The 20,392-nt window shown below is 54.2% G+C and carries 20 protein-coding genes; 11 read left to right on the top strand and 9 right to left on the bottom strand.

All coding sequences use genetic code 11. From position 1 onward, the window contains the following. Positions 1-34: 34 nt before the first annotated feature. The gene (locus tag FVB43_RS11830; protein ID WP_133846261.1) at positions 35-484 is read right to left on the bottom strand and encodes a YaiI/YqxD family protein; all 450 of its coding nucleotides are present in this window, start codon (positions 482-484) and stop codon (positions 35-37) included. A 173-nt stretch (positions 485-657) separates the two neighbouring features. Here FVB43_RS11830 and proC point away from each other — a divergent pair, with 173 nt between their 5' ends. Then, entirely contained in the window at positions 658-1,467 is an 810-nt protein-coding gene (proC, locus tag FVB43_RS11825) for a pyrroline-5-carboxylate reductase (protein WP_167864054.1), read from the top strand. Positions 1,468-1,507: 40 nt separating this feature from the next. Here proC and lpxO read toward each other — a convergent pair whose 3' ends face one another. The 4 genes from lpxO to FVB43_RS11805 form a co-directional block, all read right to left on the bottom strand. Further along, positions 1,508-2,419, bottom strand: coding sequence for a lipid A hydroxylase LpxO (lpxO, locus tag FVB43_RS11820; protein ID WP_167864053.1), 912 nt, complete (start codon positions 2,417-2,419; stop codon positions 1,508-1,510). 187 nt (positions 2,420-2,606) lie between these two features. After that, on the bottom strand, positions 2,607-2,912 hold the full coding sequence (locus tag FVB43_RS11815; protein ID WP_133846258.1) for a PsiF family protein: 306 nt from the start codon (positions 2,910-2,912) through the stop codon (positions 2,607-2,609). Positions 2,913-3,070: 158 nt separating this feature from the next. Continuing rightward, positions 3,071-3,334 (bottom strand): anti-adapter protein IraP, encoded by a 264-nt coding sequence (iraP, locus tag FVB43_RS11810; protein ID WP_133846257.1) that lies wholly within the window; start codon positions 3,332-3,334, stop codon positions 3,071-3,073. Positions 3,335-3,537: 203 nt separating this feature from the next. Next, positions 3,538-3,699, bottom strand: a complete 162-nt coding sequence (locus tag FVB43_RS11805) for a hypothetical protein (RefSeq protein ID WP_166653759.1) — start codon at positions 3,697-3,699, stop codon at positions 3,538-3,540. 284 nt (positions 3,700-3,983) lie between these two features. On the opposite strand from FVB43_RS11805, the gene FVB43_RS11800 reads away from it, so the two are divergent. After that, a complete protein-coding gene (locus FVB43_RS11800; protein ID WP_167864052.1) occupies positions 3,984-7,067 on the top strand; it encodes a beta-galactosidase in 3,084 nt (1,027 codons plus the stop codon). On the opposite strand, the gene FVB43_RS11795 is transcribed toward FVB43_RS11800, so the two are convergent. Together FVB43_RS11795 and cspE are read right to left on the bottom strand one after the other, a co-directional pair. Then, on the bottom strand, positions 7,064-8,284 hold the full coding sequence (locus tag FVB43_RS11795) for a multidrug efflux MFS transporter (RefSeq protein WP_159337637.1): 1,221 nt from the start codon (positions 8,282-8,284) through the stop codon (positions 7,064-7,066). The two genes, FVB43_RS11800 and FVB43_RS11795, sit on opposite strands and share 4 nt — an antisense overlap. 219 nt (positions 8,285-8,503) lie before the next feature. Continuing rightward, complete coding sequence (gene cspE, locus FVB43_RS11790; protein ID WP_133846254.1) at positions 8,504-8,710, bottom strand: transcription antiterminator/RNA stability regulator CspE; 207 nt, start codon at positions 8,708-8,710, stop codon at positions 8,504-8,506. 440 nt (positions 8,711-9,150) lie between these two features. Here cspE and FVB43_RS11785 point away from each other — a divergent pair, with 440 nt between their 5' ends. The 3 genes from FVB43_RS11785 (at position 9,151) to FVB43_RS11775 (ending at position 11,062) form a co-directional block, all read left to right on the top strand. Further along, positions 9,151-9,831, top strand: coding sequence for a MarC family NAAT transporter (locus tag FVB43_RS11785; protein WP_133846253.1), 681 nt, complete (start codon positions 9,151-9,153; stop codon positions 9,829-9,831). Between the two features lie 196 nt (positions 9,832-10,027). Next, positions 10,028-10,273 carry a biofilm development regulator YmgB/AriR family protein gene (locus FVB43_RS11780; protein ID WP_133846252.1) on the top strand — a complete coding sequence of 82 codons (246 nt, stop codon included), beginning with the start codon at positions 10,028-10,030 and terminating at the stop codon, positions 10,271-10,273. Between the two features lie 255 nt (positions 10,274-10,528). Beyond that, a complete protein-coding gene (locus FVB43_RS11775; protein WP_227535768.1) occupies positions 10,529-11,062 on the top strand; it encodes a redoxin family protein in 534 nt (177 codons plus the stop codon). Between the two features lie 60 nt (positions 11,063-11,122). Here the strand turns inward: FVB43_RS11775 and FVB43_RS11770 are convergent, their stop codons facing one another. After that, positions 11,123-11,419 carry an I78 family peptidase inhibitor gene (locus FVB43_RS11770; protein WP_133846251.1) on the bottom strand — a complete coding sequence of 99 codons (297 nt, stop codon included), beginning with the start codon at positions 11,417-11,419 and terminating at the stop codon, positions 11,123-11,125. A gap of 281 nt (positions 11,420-11,700) precedes the next feature. Continuing rightward, positions 11,701-14,325 (bottom strand): bifunctional diguanylate cyclase/phosphodiesterase, encoded by a 2,625-nt coding sequence (locus FVB43_RS11765; RefSeq protein ID WP_242462145.1) that lies wholly within the window; start codon positions 14,323-14,325, stop codon positions 11,701-11,703. Positions 14,326-14,560: 235 nt separating this feature from the next. Here FVB43_RS11765 and FVB43_RS11760 point away from each other — a divergent pair, with 235 nt between their 5' ends. From FVB43_RS11760 to FVB43_RS11735, 6 genes are all read left to right on the top strand, one after another. Further along, a complete protein-coding gene (locus tag FVB43_RS11760) occupies positions 14,561-15,220 on the top strand; it encodes a CPBP family intramembrane glutamic endopeptidase (protein WP_133846250.1) in 660 nt (219 codons plus the stop codon). 134 nt (positions 15,221-15,354) lie between these two features. Next, positions 15,355-16,923, top strand: a complete 1,569-nt coding sequence (locus FVB43_RS11755; RefSeq protein WP_167864051.1) for an ABC transporter substrate-binding protein — start codon at positions 15,355-15,357, stop codon at positions 16,921-16,923. Further along, positions 16,923-17,978 carry an ABC transporter permease gene (locus FVB43_RS11750; RefSeq protein ID WP_133846248.1) on the top strand — a complete coding sequence of 352 codons (1,056 nt, stop codon included), beginning with the start codon at positions 16,923-16,925 and terminating at the stop codon, positions 17,976-17,978. The genes FVB43_RS11755 and FVB43_RS11750 overlap by 1 nt, the downstream gene beginning before the upstream one ends. Beyond that, positions 17,975-18,835 carry an ABC transporter permease gene (locus FVB43_RS11745; RefSeq protein ID WP_133846247.1) on the top strand — a complete coding sequence of 287 codons (861 nt, stop codon included), beginning with the start codon at positions 17,975-17,977 and terminating at the stop codon, positions 18,833-18,835. Before FVB43_RS11750 ends, FVB43_RS11745 begins: the two co-directional genes overlap by 4 nt. Beyond that, complete coding sequence (locus FVB43_RS11740) at positions 18,825-19,673, top strand: ABC transporter ATP-binding protein (RefSeq protein WP_133846246.1); 849 nt, start codon at positions 18,825-18,827, stop codon at positions 19,671-19,673. Before FVB43_RS11745 ends, FVB43_RS11740 begins: the two co-directional genes overlap by 11 nt. Further along, positions 19,666-20,331: an ABC transporter ATP-binding protein gene (locus tag FVB43_RS11735; protein ID WP_133846245.1), complete on the top strand. Its 666-nt coding sequence runs from the start codon at positions 19,666-19,668 to the stop codon at positions 20,329-20,331. The genes FVB43_RS11740 and FVB43_RS11735 overlap by 8 nt, the downstream gene beginning before the upstream one ends. Positions 20,332-20,392 lie beyond the last annotated feature (61 nt).

Below are 20,392 nucleotides of genomic sequence, written 5' to 3'. Positions count from 1 at the left end.
TATGCCTCTCCTGCAATGCGGGAGAGGCTATCGATCATTTACGCTGTTGTTGTAACCATTTGTCCAGTTCATTGGCAAACTGCTGGCGGTCACGCTGGTTAAGCGTGGGCGGTCCCCCCGTCTGCACGCCACTGGCGCGCATCGTATCCATAAAGTCACGCATCGTCAGACGCTCACGAATAGTCGCTTCGCTGTAGCGTTCACCGCGTGGATTCAGCGCTATCGCGCCTTTCTCCATGACTTCCGCTGCCAGCGGGATATCCGCCGTGATCACCAGATCGCCTGCTTCCGCACGCTGCACAATTTCGTTATCTGCCACGTCAAACCCTGCCGGAACGCGTAGAGTCCGCAGAAAACGCGACGGCGGCACGCTCAGTGACTGATTAGCGACCAGCGTTACCATCATCTGCTCGCGCTCTGCTGCACGGTACAGCACTTCTTTAATCACTTTCGGGCACGCATCGGCATCCACCCAGATTGGCATCGCCTTCTCCTTTTACTGAGAGTCGAGAATAATCACGATCTTCAACATTGTTTCCCACAATGGCAACCAAAAATTCAGGCATCCTTTGAGGTTTAAGCCAGACTGAAGCTGAGTTAAGGTGTAGGAATGGCATCAGCCAGATTCTGACAGACTGAATAACCAGGGAGATCGTCATGGATAAGAAAGTAGGCTTTATTGGCTGCGGTAATATGTCTAAAGCCATCATTGCGGGCCTGGTCGCTGCGGGTCAGGTCAAACCTGAAAATATTCTGGTTTTCGACCGTAAATCCGCCACCAACCAGGCGATGCAACAGCAGTACGGCATCACCCCGGCAGAGAGTGCCGAAGAGGTCGCCCGCCAGTCCGATATCCTGTTTGGCGCGGTGAAACCCAATGTGATCCTGTCTGTATTGAAGGATATCGCTGGCAGCCTGCACAAAGAGACGGTGATCGTCTCCATCGCTGCAGGTGTCACTTTGGACTCGCTGGCCACGGTGCTGGGGCATGATCGTAAAATTATACGTGTGATGCCAAATACCCCGGCGCTGGTCAACGAAGGCATGACCTCGGTAACACCCAACGTGCTGGTCACCGCCGAAGAAGCCGATGAAGTGGTGCAAATATTCAACGGCTTCGGTAAAGCCGCGCTGGTGCCGGAATATCTGATTCATGCAGTGGTCGGCGTCAGTGGCTCAGCGCCAGCCTACGTGTTTATGTTTATTGAAGCGATGGCGGATGCCGCCGTGCTGGGGGGAATGCCGCGTGCGCAGGCCTATCAATTTGCCGCGCAGGCGGTAAAAGGTGCGGCGCAGATGGTGCTTGAAACCGGTAAACACCCTGGCGAGCTGAAGGATATGGTGTGCTCTCCGGGCGGTACGACCATCGAAGCCGTAAAAGTGCTGGAACAGAAAGGTTTCCGTTCTGCAGTGATTGAAGCGATGCAACAATGTATGGCGAAATCTGAGCAGATGAGCAAACAGTAATTGACCTGGTGCCGTACCTGCGGCGGCACCGTTCCCTTTCTTAACTCATCACGCCAGGCAAAATAATCAGCAGAAAAATCACCACAATCAGCATGCGCTTCACCGCGTAATACAGTGTGCGATTGCGTTTTTTCAGGTTCTGCCCTGCATCCCGGGCACGGTTAACGTATTTAAAGATACGGTTGATGCCGCCAACACGATCCCCATCATCATTCGGTGAACTGGCCGCCGACATAATTTTTGCCCCAACCCAACGATTCACTGCCTGCGCCCAGGGCCATTTCATCGGGCGTTCCACGTCACAGAACAGAATAATGCGTGTCTCCTCACTCGCATTTTGCGCCCAGTGCACGTAGGTTTCATCGAAGAACACCGCTTCGCCATCACGCCAGCTGTGCCGTATTCCATCCACCTCAATAAAACAGCGGTTATCATTTGGCGTTATCAGCCCAAGGTGATAGCGCACCGATCCAGCGTAAGGATCGCGGTGTTTACCCAAATGGCTCCCCGCGGGAAGTTCGGCAAACATGGCCGCTTTAACACCGGGGATCTCACTCAGTAATGCACTCGTTAGCGGGCAAAGTTGTTGCGCCGAAGGATGCGCATCGCCGTACCATTTAAGATAGAAGCGTTTCCAGCCGCACTTAAAGAAGGTATTGAATCCGGCGTCATTAGGCGACTGCGCGGCTTTAATATGATCCTGTAAACGCACCGCCTCCTCCCGAATAACCTGCCAGTTATCGGTCAGCTTTTTTAATTCGGGAAAAACGTCATGATCAAAATAAGGCTGCTTACGCGGCAGCAGGCACAGCCCGGTCATAAACATATTGATGGGTGCCATAAAGGTTGAGTGGTCGAATAACTGTCGTGAGAACTTCAGCTTTATCCGGCCACGCGAGTGGGCATAGATCACGCTAATAATAAAAATACCGATAATGATGAAAGCCACCATACAACACATCCTGTAGTTGTTAGCGAATAACGCACAACAAAGGCCCGGCAGACCGCTGAGGCGTTGGAGAGGAAATAGAGTTTAGGAAAAGAAAATGGCACTGACATTAACAATCAGTGCCACTGATAACCTGAGGCGATAAAAAAGGCTCAGGCGGCCCATCCACGGGACGGTAGCCCACGATGTATTAGCTTTTTTTCAGGCAATTGCTCATAAAGGTTTTGCGCTCGTCGCCTTTCAGGTTTTTTTCACCTGCCCCGGCATTACAGGTTTTCATCTTCATTTGCTGCGGCGTCATGCCATCCATCTTGCTGTCTTTCTTCAGACAGTTGCTCATAAAGGTTTTGCGCTCATCCCCTTTCAGGGCCTTATCTCCTGCCTGCTGATTACAGACGGTCATTTTTTGCTGCTGTGCGGTTTTCTCTGCGGCGCCAGCATAACCGGCAGCCGTCAGTGAGAACAGGGCAGCCGCTATCAGTAACTGAACTTTCATTCGCATACCATCCCATTATTGTTATAAGCACAATGATCAGTGTGGCACGGCTTTTGTTTTCAGCGAGTGGGTAAACAGGAATATTTTCAAAAAGTGATATGAAAGCGCCCATCACCACATACATGTGAGTTCGATGTGCGTTTAATTGAATCGTGGAACTACTGTCGGGGATGGTGTAACAGGCGATGAATATAACTTTCCAACAAAGAAGCGTCTTTCTTATAATCTGGAGCCATTGCGGTTGATGCCGTCTGCATCGCTTCAGAAATATGGGTATTAATTTGCTGAAGCTGTTCGCCATCCAGCTTACGCAGCAGTGCCGTCACGACGATTTCCAGCGCTTCGACCTGAGCCACCAGTTCTTTCGACTCTTCTTCTTTTTCCGCCAGCCTTACCAGTAATTCAGCAATGAGGTTTTTCATGCGACTGTCTCAGCGAGTTAAAGCAAGACGTTATCATCCACATCAAAAAAAGAAAACTGATATTCGCTTTATATTTTCGTGACTTATGCCCCAAAACAGAGCAATTAAAGCAATGTTTTTTTCGAAACGTTTCGCTGGTGCTCTTCCTGTTTAAACGCTGGCACTCACTTTCGGGGACCTGTCGGCCCCCGAACTGTCAGGTTTTAGCGCCCCTGTTCCATAAAGCCACCGCGAGGCCCACCGCCACCGTGTCCTCCACCGCCGCCATGTCCTCCTCCCCAGCCACCGCCTGGAGGTGGGAACAGGCATCCGCTTAATGCTGCAACCAGCGCAATGATACTTACCGCTTTAATGACACGAATCATGTGAATCCCTCGTACAACTGTGAATGACAACTGGCGCTGATAGTAAGCGTCGCGTATGCCCCTCACAATGCAGAATTCTCTGGTTCCGGGGCCTTTTTACCCGGCGTAACGACGCTTAACGTTTTCCTGCTATTTCCCCGCTACAACCCTGCGAACGGCGGGCTATTTACAGATTTTCTTTACCCATAAATGTTGCGACCAGCATCGCATTCCCTACTCTTTTTGCTTTACTTCATTCCGTTTCAGCATCAATGTGAGCGCATAACATTTATAAGGAATCTGGCATGACCGACTCTGCACAACTCACTCTGCAACAGCGACTTTCTCAGCGTCACTGGGAAAACCCGGCGGTCACCCAGCTCAACCGTCTGCCCGCTCATCCGCCTTTTTCCAGCTGGCGCCAAAGCGATGCTGCACGGGACGATCGTGCCAGTGAGAGTATTCAGTCACTCAATGGAGAGTGGCGCTTTAGCTATTTCACTCGCCCGGAAGCGGTGCCTGATGAGTGGGTGGCTGCCGATCTGCCCCTGGCTGATTGCTTAGCCGTTCCGGCGAACTGGCAGCTGGCGGGATATGACGCCCCGATCTATACCAACGTGCAGTACCCCATCCCGGTTGATCCTCCGCGCGTTCCTGCCGATAACCCCACGGGATGTTACTCGCTCACATTCGAATGTCAGCCTGAGTGGCTGGCGACGGGACAGACGCGAATCATTTTTGATGGCGTGAACTCTGCCTTTTATCTGTGGTGCAACGGCGAGTTTATCGGTTACTCGCAGGATAGCCGTCTGCCGGCAGAGTTTGACCTCAATACCAGCCTGCATGAGGGTGAAAACCGCATTGCGGTGTTGGTGCTGCGCTGGTGTGACGGCAGCTATCTGGAAGATCAGGATATGTGGCGCATGAGCGGGATTTTCCGTGATGTTAGCCTGCTGCATAAACCGACCGTACAGCTATGTGATGTCCAAATTGAGACCGTTCTCAGCCCGGAATATCGTTCTGCACAGTTAAACATCCTGGCACTCACCTCACTGATGGACGCCAGCAATTATCAGCTCCAGGTAGCGCTGTGGCGTGAAGGTCAGGAAATCGCGCATCATCATCAGCCATTTGGCACGCCAGTCATCGACGAGCGCGGACGTTATCTCGACCGCACCCTACTGACATTGCATGTTGACCAGCCCCTGCTGTGGAGTGCCGAAACGCCCCATCTTTATCGCGTTGTCGTTTCCCTTCTGGACGCCAGCGGTACGCTGATTGAAGCAGAGGCGTATGACGTCGGCTTCCGCAAGGTCGAAGTGAGTGGCGGCCTGCTGAAACTCAACGGCAAAGCGCTACTGATCCGCGGGACTAACCGCCATGAACATCACCCGGACTTCGGCCAGGTGGTCGATGAAGCCACCATGATCAATGATATCCTGCTGATGAAGCAGCATAACTTTAATGCGGTGCGCTGCTCACATTATCCAAACCATCCATTGTGGTATCGCCTGTGCGACCGTTTTGGTCTGTATGTGGTGGATGAAGCGAATATTGAAACCCACGGAATGCAACCGATGAATCGACTGTCGGATGATCCAACATGGTTTAACGCCTTCAGCGAACGCGTCATCCGCATGGTGCAGCGCGATCGTAACCACGCCTGCATTATCATCTGGTCACTGGGCAACGAATCTGGCCATGGCAGCACCCATGATGCGCTCTATCGCTGGATCAAGAGCCAGGATCCGAGCCGTCCGGTGCAGTACGAAGGCGGAGGGGCCGATACCGCCGCGACCGATATTATCTGTCCGATGTATGCCCGCGTCGATCAGGATCAACCCTTCGATGCTGTGCCAAAATGGTCAATTAAAAAATGGATCGGGCTGCCGGAAGAAAACAGACCGCTGATCCTGTGTGAATATGCGCACGCCATGGGCAACAGTTTTGGCGGTTTTGATCGCTACTGGCAGGCTTTCCGCCAGTTCCCCCGTCTGCAGGGCGGTTTTGTCTGGGACTGGGTAGACCAGAGTCTGACGCGCCTGGACGAAAACGGTGAGCGCTTCCAGGCTTATGGCGGTGACTTTGGCGACACACCAAACGATCGTCAGTTCTGTATGAATGGGCTGGTGTTTGCGGACCGCACGCCTCATCCGGCACTGTTTGAAGCCCAGCGCGCCCAGCAGTTCTTCCAGTTTGAACTGACCTGCACTGCGCCATTAACCGTACGTATCGCCAGCGAATACCTGTTCCGCCACAGCGACAATGAACATTTGCACTGGCGTATTGAGCATCAGGGAAAAGCAGTAGCAGAGGGACAACATACGCTGGATGTCGCCCCGGAAGGCAGCATTGAATTAACGCTGGGCGCTCTGCCCTCGCTGACCGGCGAGCTGTGGCTGCGGGTTGAGGTGATTCAACCTCTCGCCACCGACTGGTCACCTGCCGGTCAGCGTGTAGCATGGGATGGCTGGCGCCTGCCTGCGGCCCTGGCTCTACCTGAACCGCAGACCGCGGGGGAAATGCCACAACTGAGCCAAGAGCCGCAGTGGATTGAAGTCCGTCGTGGCGAACAATGCTGGCAATTCTGCCGCCAAAGCGGTGAACTGGTACAGTGGCTGAACGGCAGTGAACCCCAGTTACTCTCTCCGCTGCGCGATCTCTTTGCCCGCGCCCCCATTGATAATGATATCGGCATCAGCGAAGTGACACGTATCGATCCGCACGCATGGGTAGAACGCTGGAAACGAGCAGGCCATTATCAGCTGGAAAGTCAGTTGCTGCGTTTGCAAGCCGATGCGCTGAGTGATGGGGTGCAGATCAGAACAGAGCACGCCTGGTTGTCTGCCGGAGAGTTACGTTTCCTCAGCCGTAAATGCTATCGGATTGATCCGCAGGGCGTAATGCATATTGAAGTTGAAGTGGACATTGCCGCCGGACAGCCGGAACCCGCACGCATTGGTCTGCGCTGTCAGCTGGCAGAAGTGGCCGGCAATGCAAGCTGGCTGGGCCTTGGCCCACATGAAAACTATCCTGACCGTCAACTGGCAGCCGAGTTCTCCCGCTGGCAGTTGCCGCTTGACCAATTGAGCACGCCGTATGTCTTCCCCGGTGAAAATGGCCTGCGCGGCGGCACTCAGCAGCTGGCCTACGGTCACTGGCGGCTCAACGGTGAGTTCCATTTCTCACTCAGCCGCCACAGCCTGGAACAGCTACGCGAGACTTCACACCGTCATCTGCTCCGTGACGAACCAGGGTGCTGGCTGATTGTTGATGGCTATCATATGGGCGTTGGTGGCGATGACTCCTGGAGCCCGAGCGTCAGCCCGGACTTCCTGTTGTCTGAACGCCAGTATCGTTACCAGATGAGTATGTCGCTCGCCCGCTAGACCTTCCCATCCCGGCGCAGCACTGCGGTGCGCCGGGACTGACGATAAACCCAAATCAGTTGCACGCTGTTCACCAGGACCACCACCGCCGTCGCGGCAAATACCCAGCGAAAACCGCCGACAGCGGAGATAGCCGACCCCATCAGTGGCCCGATGACGTTACCGAGGTACATGAAAGACTGGTTATAGCCAAAAATACGCCCGGTCACCTGGTCACTGGAATAGCGCAGCAGCAGCGTCTGCACCGCGGGCATCATCGCACCATCGGCGAAGCCGAGCAGGAAACGGAATATCCCTAACTCCACGGCACTGTCTGCCCACGACATCCCCACAAACAGCACCACGGAAAAAATCAGCGCTGCAAACAAAATACGTTCGGCACCTATTCGGTCACCGAGCTTGCCCAGCGTTGGTGCTGAGAGCAGCGCGGACACACCGGGGATAGCAGCAACCATTCCGCTGACAAAAGCAATATTCTGTACGTTCGGTTCCAGCTCACGCACAAACAGCGTCAAAATGGGGCTAATCGAACCATTACATAGCTGGATCACCAGCGTGGTAACGAACAGGCTGATCACTAATCCCGGGCGACTGAGGGTGTGAAATACCATGCTGCCAGTAAGCTTGTCCTCTTTCTTCACCCGTGGCGGGCCGCCCTCTTTAATCAGAAACAAGGTGATGAGAAAACTGATCAGCAGCAGCCCGGAGGTGATCAGGAAGACCGCCTGTAACCCAACCCAGTCCGCCAGCAGACCTCCCATCAGCGGCCCCATAATAACACCGCAGATCTGCGCGGTACTGACCATACTCAGTGCCCAGCCACTGCGTTCACGCGGTGCCTGCGCGGCGACCAGCGCCATTGCATTAGGGATATAACCGGAAGTCAGCCCCATCAGCGCCCGCAGGGCCAGAAGCTGCCACACGTTGGTGACAAAAGCCTGCAACAGGATCACCACCCCCATTCCCAGAGAAGCACGCAGCAGCATCAGCTTGCGGCCTTTACGGTCGGCAAGGCTGCCCCACATGGGCGAGACAATGGCGGAAACGAGGAAGGTGATGCTGAAAATCAGACCTGACCATAATGTCAGTGCGCTGGGATCCGTAACGCCCAGTTGCTCAACGTACAGCGGGAGAAACGGGATAATCTGGCTGATGGCCAGCCCGGTAAATAAACAACCGAACCAGACGGAGATGAGGTTAACTTTCCAGGATTCCATCGTGCTGTGCGTATAACCTGTCGCGGAGAGCTGAGATTCGAGTGTAACAACACTCCCCTGAGTCGTCAGGTTATTCTCGGTATGTGTCTGATAAAAAGTGTGAGTAAAAAAAATCGGCCGGTATTCAAACGCAAAAAACCCGCCATAAGGCGGGTTTTTTGATTTCGTTTCGTATGATTCAGGTTTAACGCTGTATCATACTAACGAACATTCACTATCTTACAGAGCAGTTACGTTAGCAGCTGCTGGGCCTTTCTGGCCATTTTCGATAGTGAAAGATACTTTCTGACCTTCTTCCAGCGTCTTGAAGCCGCCGTTCTGGATTGCAGAGAAATGTACGAATACATCTTTGCTGCCGTCAGTTGGGGAAATGAAGCCGAAACCTTTCTCAGCGTTGAACCATTTTACTAAACCAGTCATTGACATGGGTCTTTCCTTCAAAATTGTAGTAAGCCACAGTGGGCACAGGGTTTGTCAACAGGGGTTACTATGAGGCACTCAGAAGGAAGTCAGGAAGAAGCTTAGGCTAACGCTTGAACTGAAGACTGCTTTACTAAAATTGCTCGCATACGTGGGTCTGTATCAAAACCGACAGGAGCATTTACTCATAACCCAGGCCTGAGTACAAGTGCTGCTATAATAAAAACGAGATAAAAAAACACAACAAATTGATTTTAAACAAAAAATAATTTTAACTTTTTGTTTACCTCAACCGAACTCATACCTCTCATACTGATTTCCATCCGGCCTTCTTACCACGCAGAGTCAATTCTGCCTGTTGTAATTCAGTTACGCTTCGCATCACGGCGGGTATAATGCATCATGGTCTACTCCCCCCTATTTAATTGCATGCAAGGATCCCAGCAATGTTAGAACTGATGAAAGCCATTAGCCTTGGCCTGGTGGTACTGCTGCCTTTGGCAAACCCACTCACGACGGTGGCACTGTTCCTGGGACTGGCAGGCGACATGAACTATCAGGAACGCAACCGTCAGGCCGCGCAGGCCTCACTTTATGTCTTTCTCATTATGGCCATCGCCTATTACGCCGGAAATGTGGTGATGGATACCTTTGGTATTTCCATCCCAGGGTTGCGTATTGCGGGTGGCCTGATTGTGGCATTTCTGGGTTTCCGCATGTTATTCCCGCAGCAACACATCGAGCACTCGGTGGAAGCTGAGCATAAAAAGGATGAGTTGAGCGAACATAAAGCGGTGAATATTGCGTTTGTCCCGCTGGCGATGCCCAGCACTGCGGGTCCTGGTACCATTGCCATGATTATCAGTAGCGCCTCAACAATTCATAATGGCACCACATTTTCCCCCTGGGTGGTTACTGCGGCGCCACCGCTGGTCTTTGCTGCCGTCAGCCTTATCCTCTGGGGATGTCTGCGCAGTTCTGGTGCGATCATGCGTCTTGTCGGTAAAGGCGGTATTGAAGCTATTTCTCGTCTGATGGGCTTTTTGCTGGTGTGCATGGGGGTGCAGTTTATGATTAATGGCATCCTGGAAGTCATCAGCACTTACCACAGCTTGCCGATTTCGTGATAACAGCAGTAAAAAAAAACTGTTTGTGACTGGCGTTCCAGCGCGCGCCATCTAGAGTAATTAATAATCTTATCTGTTTATTTTCCAGGCAACTGGCGGACTGTTGTTCTGACAGTCCGGTTCAATGTCGATGACGTCATTATCTCACCCTTCAGTGGCCATGTGGCCACAGACGGCGCGTTTGTGGAGGTTAGCCATGAGTCAGCCACTACCCGGCGCCGGACGCGCCATCACCGATTATTTTAATAGTCCGTCATTTCATGCACCGAAAGAGAGCGAATTGCTGGAAGCGATCATGCAGGAGTTGATGCAGTCAGGCAGGACGCCCAGTAATAAAGCCATTATTGCGAATGTCATTGACCGTCTGGAACGGGAAGTCGACGAATCCGTACTGGAAGGATATCGCAACCTGCTGGCACAGATTTTGGAAGGCACGGGATAGCATTATTCATGCATGGCATCGCAGGCAAAAAAAATCCCGCACAGGGCGGGAGAAGACGAACATTGCATATTTTCAGAGTGACGAGGAGATCACTTTTCAGCTGCCTTACCCTACCCCACTGAAGTTGCAGCAAGATGACAGTCCACCATCTCGACCCGTGATTCATTATTCCCTATACGAATGTTTACACGCCAGGCGATTGCCATTCGTCATGGCCTCGTTAAGATAAGCGCCGTACGCAGGCGGAGACGGGCAATGCGCAACTGGCACAACACACTGATAAACCAATTTAAGAAGGTCAGCTTTTATCTGCTGCTTCCCCTGCTATCACTGATTCTATTTATTCGTCTGATAGATGGTATTCGTGCCCCGGATCTTCCCGCTGATATCGCCGGACAAATGCTGCATACCATTGACGGTCAAAACCTGACGCTGGCGGAGCTCAGTGAGAAAACCCCGTTACTGGTCTGGTTCTGGGACCGCTGGTGCGGAACCTGTCATGACACCCTCCCACTACTGATGAGTCTGAATGATAAACGGACCCGTGTACTGACTATTGCCAATCGCTCAGGTGGCGACATCAACCTTGTGCGTTACCTGAACGGACAACATCTGACGCTACCGGTCGTCAATGATCGAAACGGCGAGCTCGCCGCGAGCTGGGGAGTGACGACAACGCCAACATTGTTGATCGTGGCAAATGGGGACGTGGTGGGGACGACCAGCGGCTGGACCAGCTCAGTCGGCATTAGTTTACGACTCTGGTGGGTTAGAAAATGGCACTACTGACGGAGGGCGACCGTATCATCAGGCCGCCCGCACTGAACGGAATAGCGATTTCAACCACAGTTACCCGCAGTAAACCTTGCTGATCGCGCCCTGCTTATCGCCCATGAAATTGATCCGATTAAGATTAAAGTCCATTGTCACTGCAGAGTTATAAGGGATGGCACGCACCGCGTGTTCAAAACGGAGAGATTCAATGGCTGACAGCGGTTTACCCACATACTGCTGATACTGCGATGCACCACACTGGTCCATCTCCGGATCGACCGGCGTTGCTGACACCGTTTTTTCACTAGCCGACTGACAACCCGACAACGCCATTAGTGCGGCAATCACGGTTATTTTCCCATAATGTTTCACGGTTATTTCTCCTTTCAAAGCATAGATAAAACGACAATGCCTCTGAAAGGTTAACAGATTATACCGTTAATGCGCAGCCAGATTTACCCAGGAGACAGTGTGCTTTACCCGTATCAGGCGCACACCCTGTTTATAAAGAAATTCATCATTAGCTATAATTTTAGGACTAATCCTTACAGAGGAGCGTCCTGTGGAACTCGTTATCTTTGTCGCCTTTGCAGTCTTCATGACTCTGGTTGCAGTCAGAGTCCGTTAACCCTCTGCCCGCGCTTCTGCCTCACTCAGGAGCGCGTCAAATCATCCCTCCCGCTGCCGTCACTCTCTGCTACAGGCTTATCCAGCAGCAAATTGAATGCCTCCAGCGGAACGGGCCGCCCGAGCAGATACCCTTGTCCTGCATAACAGGCGCTGCGTTTTAACTCTTCCAGTTGCTCCTGGGTTTCAATACCTTCGGCGGTGACCTCCAGAGAGAAAGCCCTACCCAGCCCGATAATTCCCTCCACGATAGCGTGCGCCTGCGCATCCTGTGGATACCCTTCCATGTAGGATCGATCCATTTTCATGCTGTCAAAAGGAAAACTCTTGAGATAGCTCAGTGACGCAAAACCCGCGCCAAAATCATCCACGGTGATTTTCACCCCCATCGCTTTCAGCTCACCCATTATTGCCAGGGCGCTTTCCGGGTGATCCATCGTAATATTTTCGGTAATTTCCAGCTCCAGTCGGGAAGCCTCAAGCCCACTGTTTTCCAGCGCGGCGGCAACCCTCAACGCCAGGTTACCCGTGCGAAACTCAATCGGTGAAATATTCACCGAGACGGAGAGCGCCTGAGGCCAGGATGTGGCATCGTGGCAAGCGCGATGCAGCACCCAGTTGCTGATTTCGACAATCAAGCCGGTTTGCTCTGCCAGCGGAATAAAACTGTCCGGCATCACCAGAGCGGGCGGCTGCTGTGCCCAGCGAATCAAGGCTTCGGCACCTTCCAACTGGCCACTTTCCAGATGGTAACGCGGCTGATAGTGCAGCCGTAACTCACCGGCAGCTATGCCCCGACGCAGCTTACGCTCCAGATCGCTGCGACGTGCCAGCAGTTGCGACATCTCTCCGGTGTAAAACACCCAGCGGTCGCGGCCCTGGCGTTTCGACTTATACAGGGCGATATCAGCCAGACGCAGCAGTTCATCCGCCTCAATGGCATCCTGTGGCGCCCGCGCAATACCGAGGCTGGCACCGATATACAGCTCCTGCTCCCCAATAAAGAAGGCGCGGTGCAAATCGTCCAGCAGCCGCTGACAGCATGCTTCAATATCTGCCGTTGTCCTGAGATCGGTCGCAATCAGAATAAATTCATCGCCACCGAGGCGTGCCACCAGATCGCCGGCAGTGAGGCAAGCGCGTAAGCGACGCGCGACGTCAATCAGCACGCTGTCACCTGCCGCATGTCCCCAGGTGTCGTTGATCGGTTTAAAACGGTCGAGATCGAGGCTGATCATCACCAAAGGATGCGCAAATGTGGGCTGTGAACGCAATTTTTCCTGAAGAAACTCCTGCATAAACAAGCGATTTGGCAGCCCGGTCAGTACATCATGTTGTGAAAGATAGTGAACCCGTGCCTGCGCCTCCACTTCATGCGAGATGTCCGACACCGTGCCGCGATACCCCAACAGCTTGCCACGCAGCATGATCGGCTTCGCGACCAGGCTACAAGTGCGCAGCCCGTGATGTACAGATTGCAGATAACAGCGTAGCTGGCTGCGTGGCCCTCCGCTGCGCTGCTGCGCCACCCACTCACTGATCGCCAGCGCGTCGTGACATAAAATTTCGTCAAGCAAGCGGCCTGTAGACATATTCAGACCAAAACCCGTCACAATGGAAAAGCGCCGGGAAAGATAGGTAATACGGCACGAGGCATCCGTTTCCCAAATCCAGTCGGACGTCGCTTCAGCCACATCACGAAAGCGCGCCTCACTGGCTGCCAGCTCACGCTGACTGTGCATCAATTGCAGGAAACGCGTATCCGATAACATCGCCGTATTCATGGCATGATTGATGACACGCCGCGTGACCACGCCAATAACCAGCGCCGCCAGTGCCAGCAGCGGCAGCAGGAATAACAACAAATTCCGCCCAGGCTGGCTCGGGTCCCAGCGCAGCACCAGCGGCTCTCCCTGACTGACATTTTCTTCAATAAAAGGTGAGGTGTAGCGATCGTGTGCATCGTCCGGCACGCGCGCATTTTCCACGCCGACCGCATTACCGAATGCACGCAGTTTGTCGGGGGTAAAACGATAAACGAAGACCATCACTGAAGGTGTGGCTGACAATGTCTCTTCATGGGGCATTTTCCCTCGGGTGATCGGTGCCGCTGCTACCAGCGCCGGGGTTTCACCCATCATGATATTTTCACTGATGACTTTTTGCCCACGCATCTGCTGGCGCGCCCGTTCGACCAGCAGCAACGCCCGATCGCCCAACCACGCTTCCAGAGTGAGAGAAGACAGCTTGCCATCGATCATGGCATAGCGCGTGCGGTTGTCGACATCAACGACAAACACGCCGTTGTAGTGATGCTCACTGAACAAACCGGGGCCCAGATTTTGCTGATGCCACGCCCAGTCAGGGTCAATGGTCAGGTACATATGCAGCCAGGCTTCCTGCCAGAAAGCATAGTCACGCAGTTCCGTCACCTGCGTACGCTGCTGCTCCTGCCAGGCATTGTGCAAGAGCTGGCTTTCCCGAGCGACAGATTCCTGATTCTGATTCCAGGCCACGCCCACGACCATCAGCATGGAAAGAAACAGGGCACTGATGAGCAGCAGCGCCAGTGCCATCAACGTTCTGCGGGCGGCTAGCGTGGCTTTTTGCCCATCGGCTAATTCATACGCCAGCACAGGAGGATGATTCATAATGAAAACCCCTTTATGAAACCACTCGAACCCTTCCTTGTTCGTTTGACGCGCTTATGGCGCTGTACGTTGAACGTCAGTGCCTGTCCCCAGAAAAAAGCTATTCATTAATATCGGCAACAATAGGAAACTATTTAGATATTTTGATGTAAACCGCCATAACTGGCGTATCTCGACAGCCTCTGTCGTGCTTGCTAACATCGCACTCCTTCAGACGCTAAAGAGCCTTACGACCATGACACCATCGACCGACCGGGTCAGCCACACTCTGCTTTGTGCAGGCGTATTTATGGTCTGGTATGCCATTACGGTGATGGTCAGCAGTTTTCCTCATTTCGAGATGCTGAAAAGTCGCGGCCTGCTGATGCCGATCCTCTGCCTGCTGGAGTTCGCCGCCCTCGTGCCGCTTTATCGCTGGTATCAGCAGCATCATAAGGATATTCCTCTGGGCAAGCTGAAACTGCGCCAGATGCTGTTATTTACGGGTCTGTTGCTGGCGGTGATTGCCAGCCAGTCACTCTATCTGCGCCAGGAGGGCTGGATCGGCGAGCAGCTCAGCCATAGCGATCTGACCCTGGTATGGTTTGCCTTTGCGGTGGTGATACTGGCTCCGGTATTTGAAGAGATCCTGTTTCGCGGTTTTATCCTGCAGGCATTCCTGCTGTGGGCGCCGCGCCAGCGCATCGCCTGTGCTCTGCTGGCCTCGATTATTTTCTCCGCGATGCACACCCAGTACGCCCATCTGCAAACCGTGATTGCCCTGATGGTGCTTTCGCTACTGCTGTGCGCCGCACGCATGGTATCCGGTGGTCTGAAACTGCCGATTTTTCTGCATATGCTTAACAATCTGCTGAGTATCGCTCCGTTGCTGTGGCAAATGTTCAGCCAGCCATGATGCCTGGTACACATTAGTTCTATAACCGTTTCCTTCAACTTATAACTTTCAGGCATAACGATAGCGAATAATCTACTATTGTTCTTATCCCCTGTTCCCTTACACTCGCGAAAAACGTCACTTCAGGAAACGTCATGAAAATTGCAGTCCCTTCTGTTATCGCCCTGGCACTGGCAGCATCGTTTGCTGCGTCAGCTGCGACCCCTGCTGACACACTGGTGATCGCCCAGTCTATTGATGATGCAAAAAGCTTCGATCCGGCCGACGGCTTTGAACTGACCTCCGTACAGGCTTTCACCAACCTTTATCAGCGCCTGGTGCAGTCTGACCCGCAAAACCCGATTGACCTGAAACCAACGCTGGCCAGCAGTTGGACACCGGGCAGCGATAACCGCAGCATGACCTTTACTTTGCGCGAAGGGGCAAAATTTGCCTCCGGCAACCCGCTGCGCCCTGAAGATGTGATCTTCTCACTGTCACGCGTTGTTAAACTGAACCTTGATCCGTCCTTTATTCTGACTCAGCTTGGCTGGACCAAAGAGAACGTTGACGCCCAGTTCAAGAAAATCGACGATACCCATGTGCAGATCAGCTGGAGCGCAGACGTCAGCCCGACCTACGTTCTGAGCCTGCTGGCAGCGCCAGTGTCGTCTATCGTTGACGAAAAAACCGTGATGGCCCACGAACAAAAAGGCGATTTTGGCAACAAATGGCTGGCACTGAATTCTGCAGGCAGCGGCCCGTATCAGATCCGTAAATATATTCCGCATGAAGTGGTGTTATTCAGCGCGAACCCGACCTCTCCGGCCGGCGCACCGAAGCTGAAGAATGTGTTAATCAAAAACGTACCGGAACCCGCGGCGCGGCGACTGCTGCTGGAACAGGGTGATGCCGATATCGCGCGTAACCTGGGCGCCGATCAAATGGCCTCTCTGAAAGATAAGCCGGGTGTAAAAACCCTCGCGGTGCCGATGGCGTCCCTGTATTACATTCAGTTCAATATTGATGCCAACCCGGTGCTGAAAAACCCGGCATTGTGGGAAGCATCGCGTTACCTGTTCGACTATAAAGGCATTGCCAACGACCTGCTGAAAGGCCAGTTCCAGGTACATCAGTCGTTCCTGCCGGAAGGTTTCCTCGGTGCGCTGAACGAAAACCCGTACAGCTACGACCCGGAAAAAGCCAAAGCAATTCTGAAGAAAGCAGGCCTGAACAACGTCAGCTTTAAGCTGGCCGTCAGCAACCAGCCACCGTACCTGGACATTGCCCAGGCCTTGCAGGCCAGCTTCGCTAAAGGTGGCGTGAAAGTTGAAGTCCAGCCTGGCATCAGCTCTGAAGTGGCTACCCGCGTGAAATCACACCAGTACGAATCCACGCTGAACGCCTGGGGTGCCGACTATTTCGATCCGAACACCAATGCCGCCGCCTTCGCCTATAACCCGGAAGACGGTAGCAAAACGCTGGCATGGCGCTCTAACTGGCACATTCCGGAACTCAGCAAGCAGACGCTGGCGGCCACGGCAGAAACCGACAAAGCGAAGCGCGTTGAACTGTATGAAAAAATGCAGCGTGAAGTGCAGAAAAATTCACCGTATGTCATCGGTATGCAGGCCCGTAATCTGGTGGCATTGCGCGATAATCTGAAAGGCTACGTGCAGGGGATTAATCCGGATATGGTTTACTACAGCCAGGTCACCAAGTAATGGCAGCAGCCGAAAACAATGCCGGGCCTTCTGCCCGGCTTTTCTGGCGTCGCAGCGGTGGGGCACTCGGTGCCCTGCTTTCGCTGGTGGTGACATTGCTCGGACTGCTGGTTTTCACCTTTGCGTTGTCCCATCTTTCCCCGGTTGATCCGGTGCTGCAAATTGCCGGCGATCACGCCAGCGAATCGACCTATGCCCAGGTGCGTGCCAGTCTTGGGCTGGACCAGCCAGTACCAGTGCAATTCTGGCACTATCTGGAACATTTAGTCCGTGGCGATCTCGGTATTTCCAGCATCACCAATCAGCCGGTGGCCAGCGATCTGCTGCGTACCTTCCCTGCCACTATTGAACTGGCCACCTGCGCGATGATCTTTGGCGCGGTGTTTGGCATCCTGCTGGCCCTGCTGGCCGCATGGAAACCCGGCAGCGTGCTGGATAACGTGGCGCGTATGATCTCCCTGCTCGGTTATTCGGTGCCAGTATTCTGGCTCGGCCTGCTGGGTCTGTTGCTGTTTTACGCCGTGCTGCACTGGTCTGCCGGGCCTGGTCGTCTGGATGATATCTGGATTTATACCCTTGAACCGAAAACCGGGCTGGTGCTGATTGACAGCTGGCTCTCCGGGGATATGGAGATGTTCCGCAACGCCATTGCCCACCTGTGGCTGCCCGTGGTGGTGCTTGGCCTGCTATCGATGGCGACCATTACTCGTCTGCTGCGCGCAGCATTGCTGGAAGAAAGCAGTAAAGAGTACGTCACTCTGGCCCGCGCTAAAGGTGCCAGCCGTGGACGCATTCTGCTGCTGCATATTTTTCCTAACGTACGTGGCACGCTGATCACTGTACTGGCGCTCTCTTACGCTACCCTGCTGGAAGGCTCAGTGCTGACGGAAACCGTCTTCGCCTGGCCTGGCGTCGGGCGCTACATGACCACGGCGCTGTTCGCCTCCGATACCCCGGCGATCCTCGGCTCCACCCTGCTGATTGGTAGCTGCTTTATTGCCATCAATGCACTGGCCGATGCGTTAACCTATTTGACCGACCCGAGAACACGATGACGCAATCTCTCTCTGATGCTGAAAGCGTCAAACCGCGCACGCGGCGACCACGTCGTCATATCACATTGACCCTCGGGCTGAGCCTGGTGGGTCTGCTGATTTTTGCTGCGCTGTTTGCCCCGCTGCTGGCCCCGTTTGATCCTAACGCCCAGGAAATGGGCATACGTCTGATGCCGCCGTCCGCCAGCCACTGGCTGGGCACGGACGGTTTTGGCCGCGATCTGCTTTCCCGGGTGATTTATGGTGCCCGCCCTACGCTGCTGCTGGTCTCGCTGATCCTGGTGCTGACCATCCCCGTTGGCATGCTTATTGGTATCAGCGCCGGTTATCTTGGCGGCTGGAGTGAGCGTGTACTGATGCGCATCACTGATATTTTCCTGTCACTGCCCAATCTGGTCATTGCACTGGCACTGGTCGCCATGATGGGGCCTGGGCTGATGAACGGCGCGCTGGCGCTGGCACTCACCAGCTGGCCGCCGTTTGCGCGCCAGGCGCGTGCTGAAACGCTGGCGCTGCGCCGCAGCGACTACCTTGCCGCTGCGCGCATGCAGGGAATTAATGGTCTGCGTCTGATGTTTGGTCATATTTTACCGCTCTGCCTGCCCACCGCCGTGGTGCGTGCAGCTCTCAGCCTCGGCGGGATTATTCTCTCGGCGGCGGGCCTGGGTTTCCTTGGCATGGGCATTCAGCCCCCGACCGCCGAGTGGGGTTCGATGGTCGCCGAAGGCAGTAAAGTGATTTTTGACCAGTGGTGGGTCGCCGCCGTTCCCGGTGGTGCGATTCTGTTTGCCAGCCTGGCATTTAACCTGACAGGCGATGGCCTGCGTGACCGACTGGATACCCGAAATGGCAACTGATTCTTCTGCACCCATCGTGGCAGACGGTTTGACGATCCGCAGCGCTGACGGTACGGCGCTGGTGAAAAATATCAGCTTTACGCTTGGCCGCGAGCGCGTGGCGCTGGTCGGGGAATCCGGTTCCGGCAAATCCCTGACCGCGCGTGCATTAATGGGGCTGCTGGCACCGTCTCTTCAGGTACAGGCGAATACCCTGAGCATCGCCGGAGAAAACGCCCTGACGCTGAACGAACGGCGCTGGAGCCAGCTGCGCGGAAGCCAGCTTGGCATGGTGATGCAGGACCCGAAATATGCCCTGAATCCACTGCGCACCATCGGCTGGCAGGTGGCAGAACCGCTTAAGCTACACGGCCATTTCAGCCGGGCGGAAATCAAAGAGAAAGTCTGCGACATGCTGGATGCTGTTGGCCTGCCACAGCCCGCAGAACAGATGAAGCGCTACCCACACCAGCTCTCGGGGGGGATGGGCCAGCGTGTGATGCTGGCAATGGCGCTGATTGCAGAACCGCGTTTTCTGATTGCTGATGAACCTACTTCCGCACTCGATCACGCCATGCGCGATCAGGTACTCAGCCTGATCCGCAACCTGGTGGAACAGCGTGACATGGGACTGCTGCTGATCAGCCACGATCTACAACAGGTTTCCGAACATTGTGAGCGTGTGATGGTGATGTATCAGGGTGAAGTGCTCGACCAGCTGGCAGCGGCCGAATTACCGCATGCTACGCATCCTTATACCCGTACGCTGTGGTCCTGCCGTCCAAATAAATCGACCCGGGGTAAACCCCTGCCGGTGCTGGATCGCGCGGCGCTGACACAAGGGCAACAGCATGATTGAGTTATCCCAACTGAGCGTGGCTCACAAACAGGGCTACGACCTGCGTACCGTCGTGCATGATGTCACGCTGTCGGTCAATCCGGGTGAATGCTTTGGCCTCGTGGGTCCCTCCGGCTGTGGCAAATCATCACTGCTTTGGGTCATGGCCGGTCTGAACCCACACTGGCAGGGTGAGATGCAGCTTGCAGGCCATCAGGCGCTGCCGGGTAAGCCGTTTACCGGACAACTTCGGCGCGACGTGCAGATGGTGTTTCAGGACCCTTACGCCTCCCTGCATCCGCGTCATCGCCTGCGCCGCACCCTTGCAGAGCCGCTGAAACTGATTAAAGCGGATAATATTAATGACCGTATCGATCAGGGTTTCCGTCACGTTGGGCTGGATCCGGCGCTGGCCGATCGCTACCCGCATCAGCTTTCGGGCGGCCAGCGTCAGCGCGTTGCGATTGTGCGTGCCCTGCTGCTTGAGCCGAAAATTCTGCTGCTGGATGAGCCCACCTCAGCGTTGGATATGTCGGTACAGGCGGAGATCCTCAACCTGCTGAATCAGCTCAAGCAGCAGGACAATCTGACGATGGTACTGGTCAGTCACGATCCTGACGTGATCGACCACATGTGTGACCGCGCCGTACAGATGGATCAGGGCCGCATCGTCGGTTAAAGCAGGTTGTGTTTTTAACAGCTAACCATAGTCAGATCTGGCATTTCTGATCCACAGTTAT

The sequence above is a fragment of the Erwinia rhapontici genome, from assembly GCF_012271765.1.
GTDB lineage: Bacteria > Pseudomonadota > Gammaproteobacteria > Enterobacterales > Enterobacteriaceae > Erwinia > Erwinia rhapontici.
Note: the sequence above shows the minus strand (reverse complement) of the source record. Positions and strands in the feature narration are given on the sequence as shown.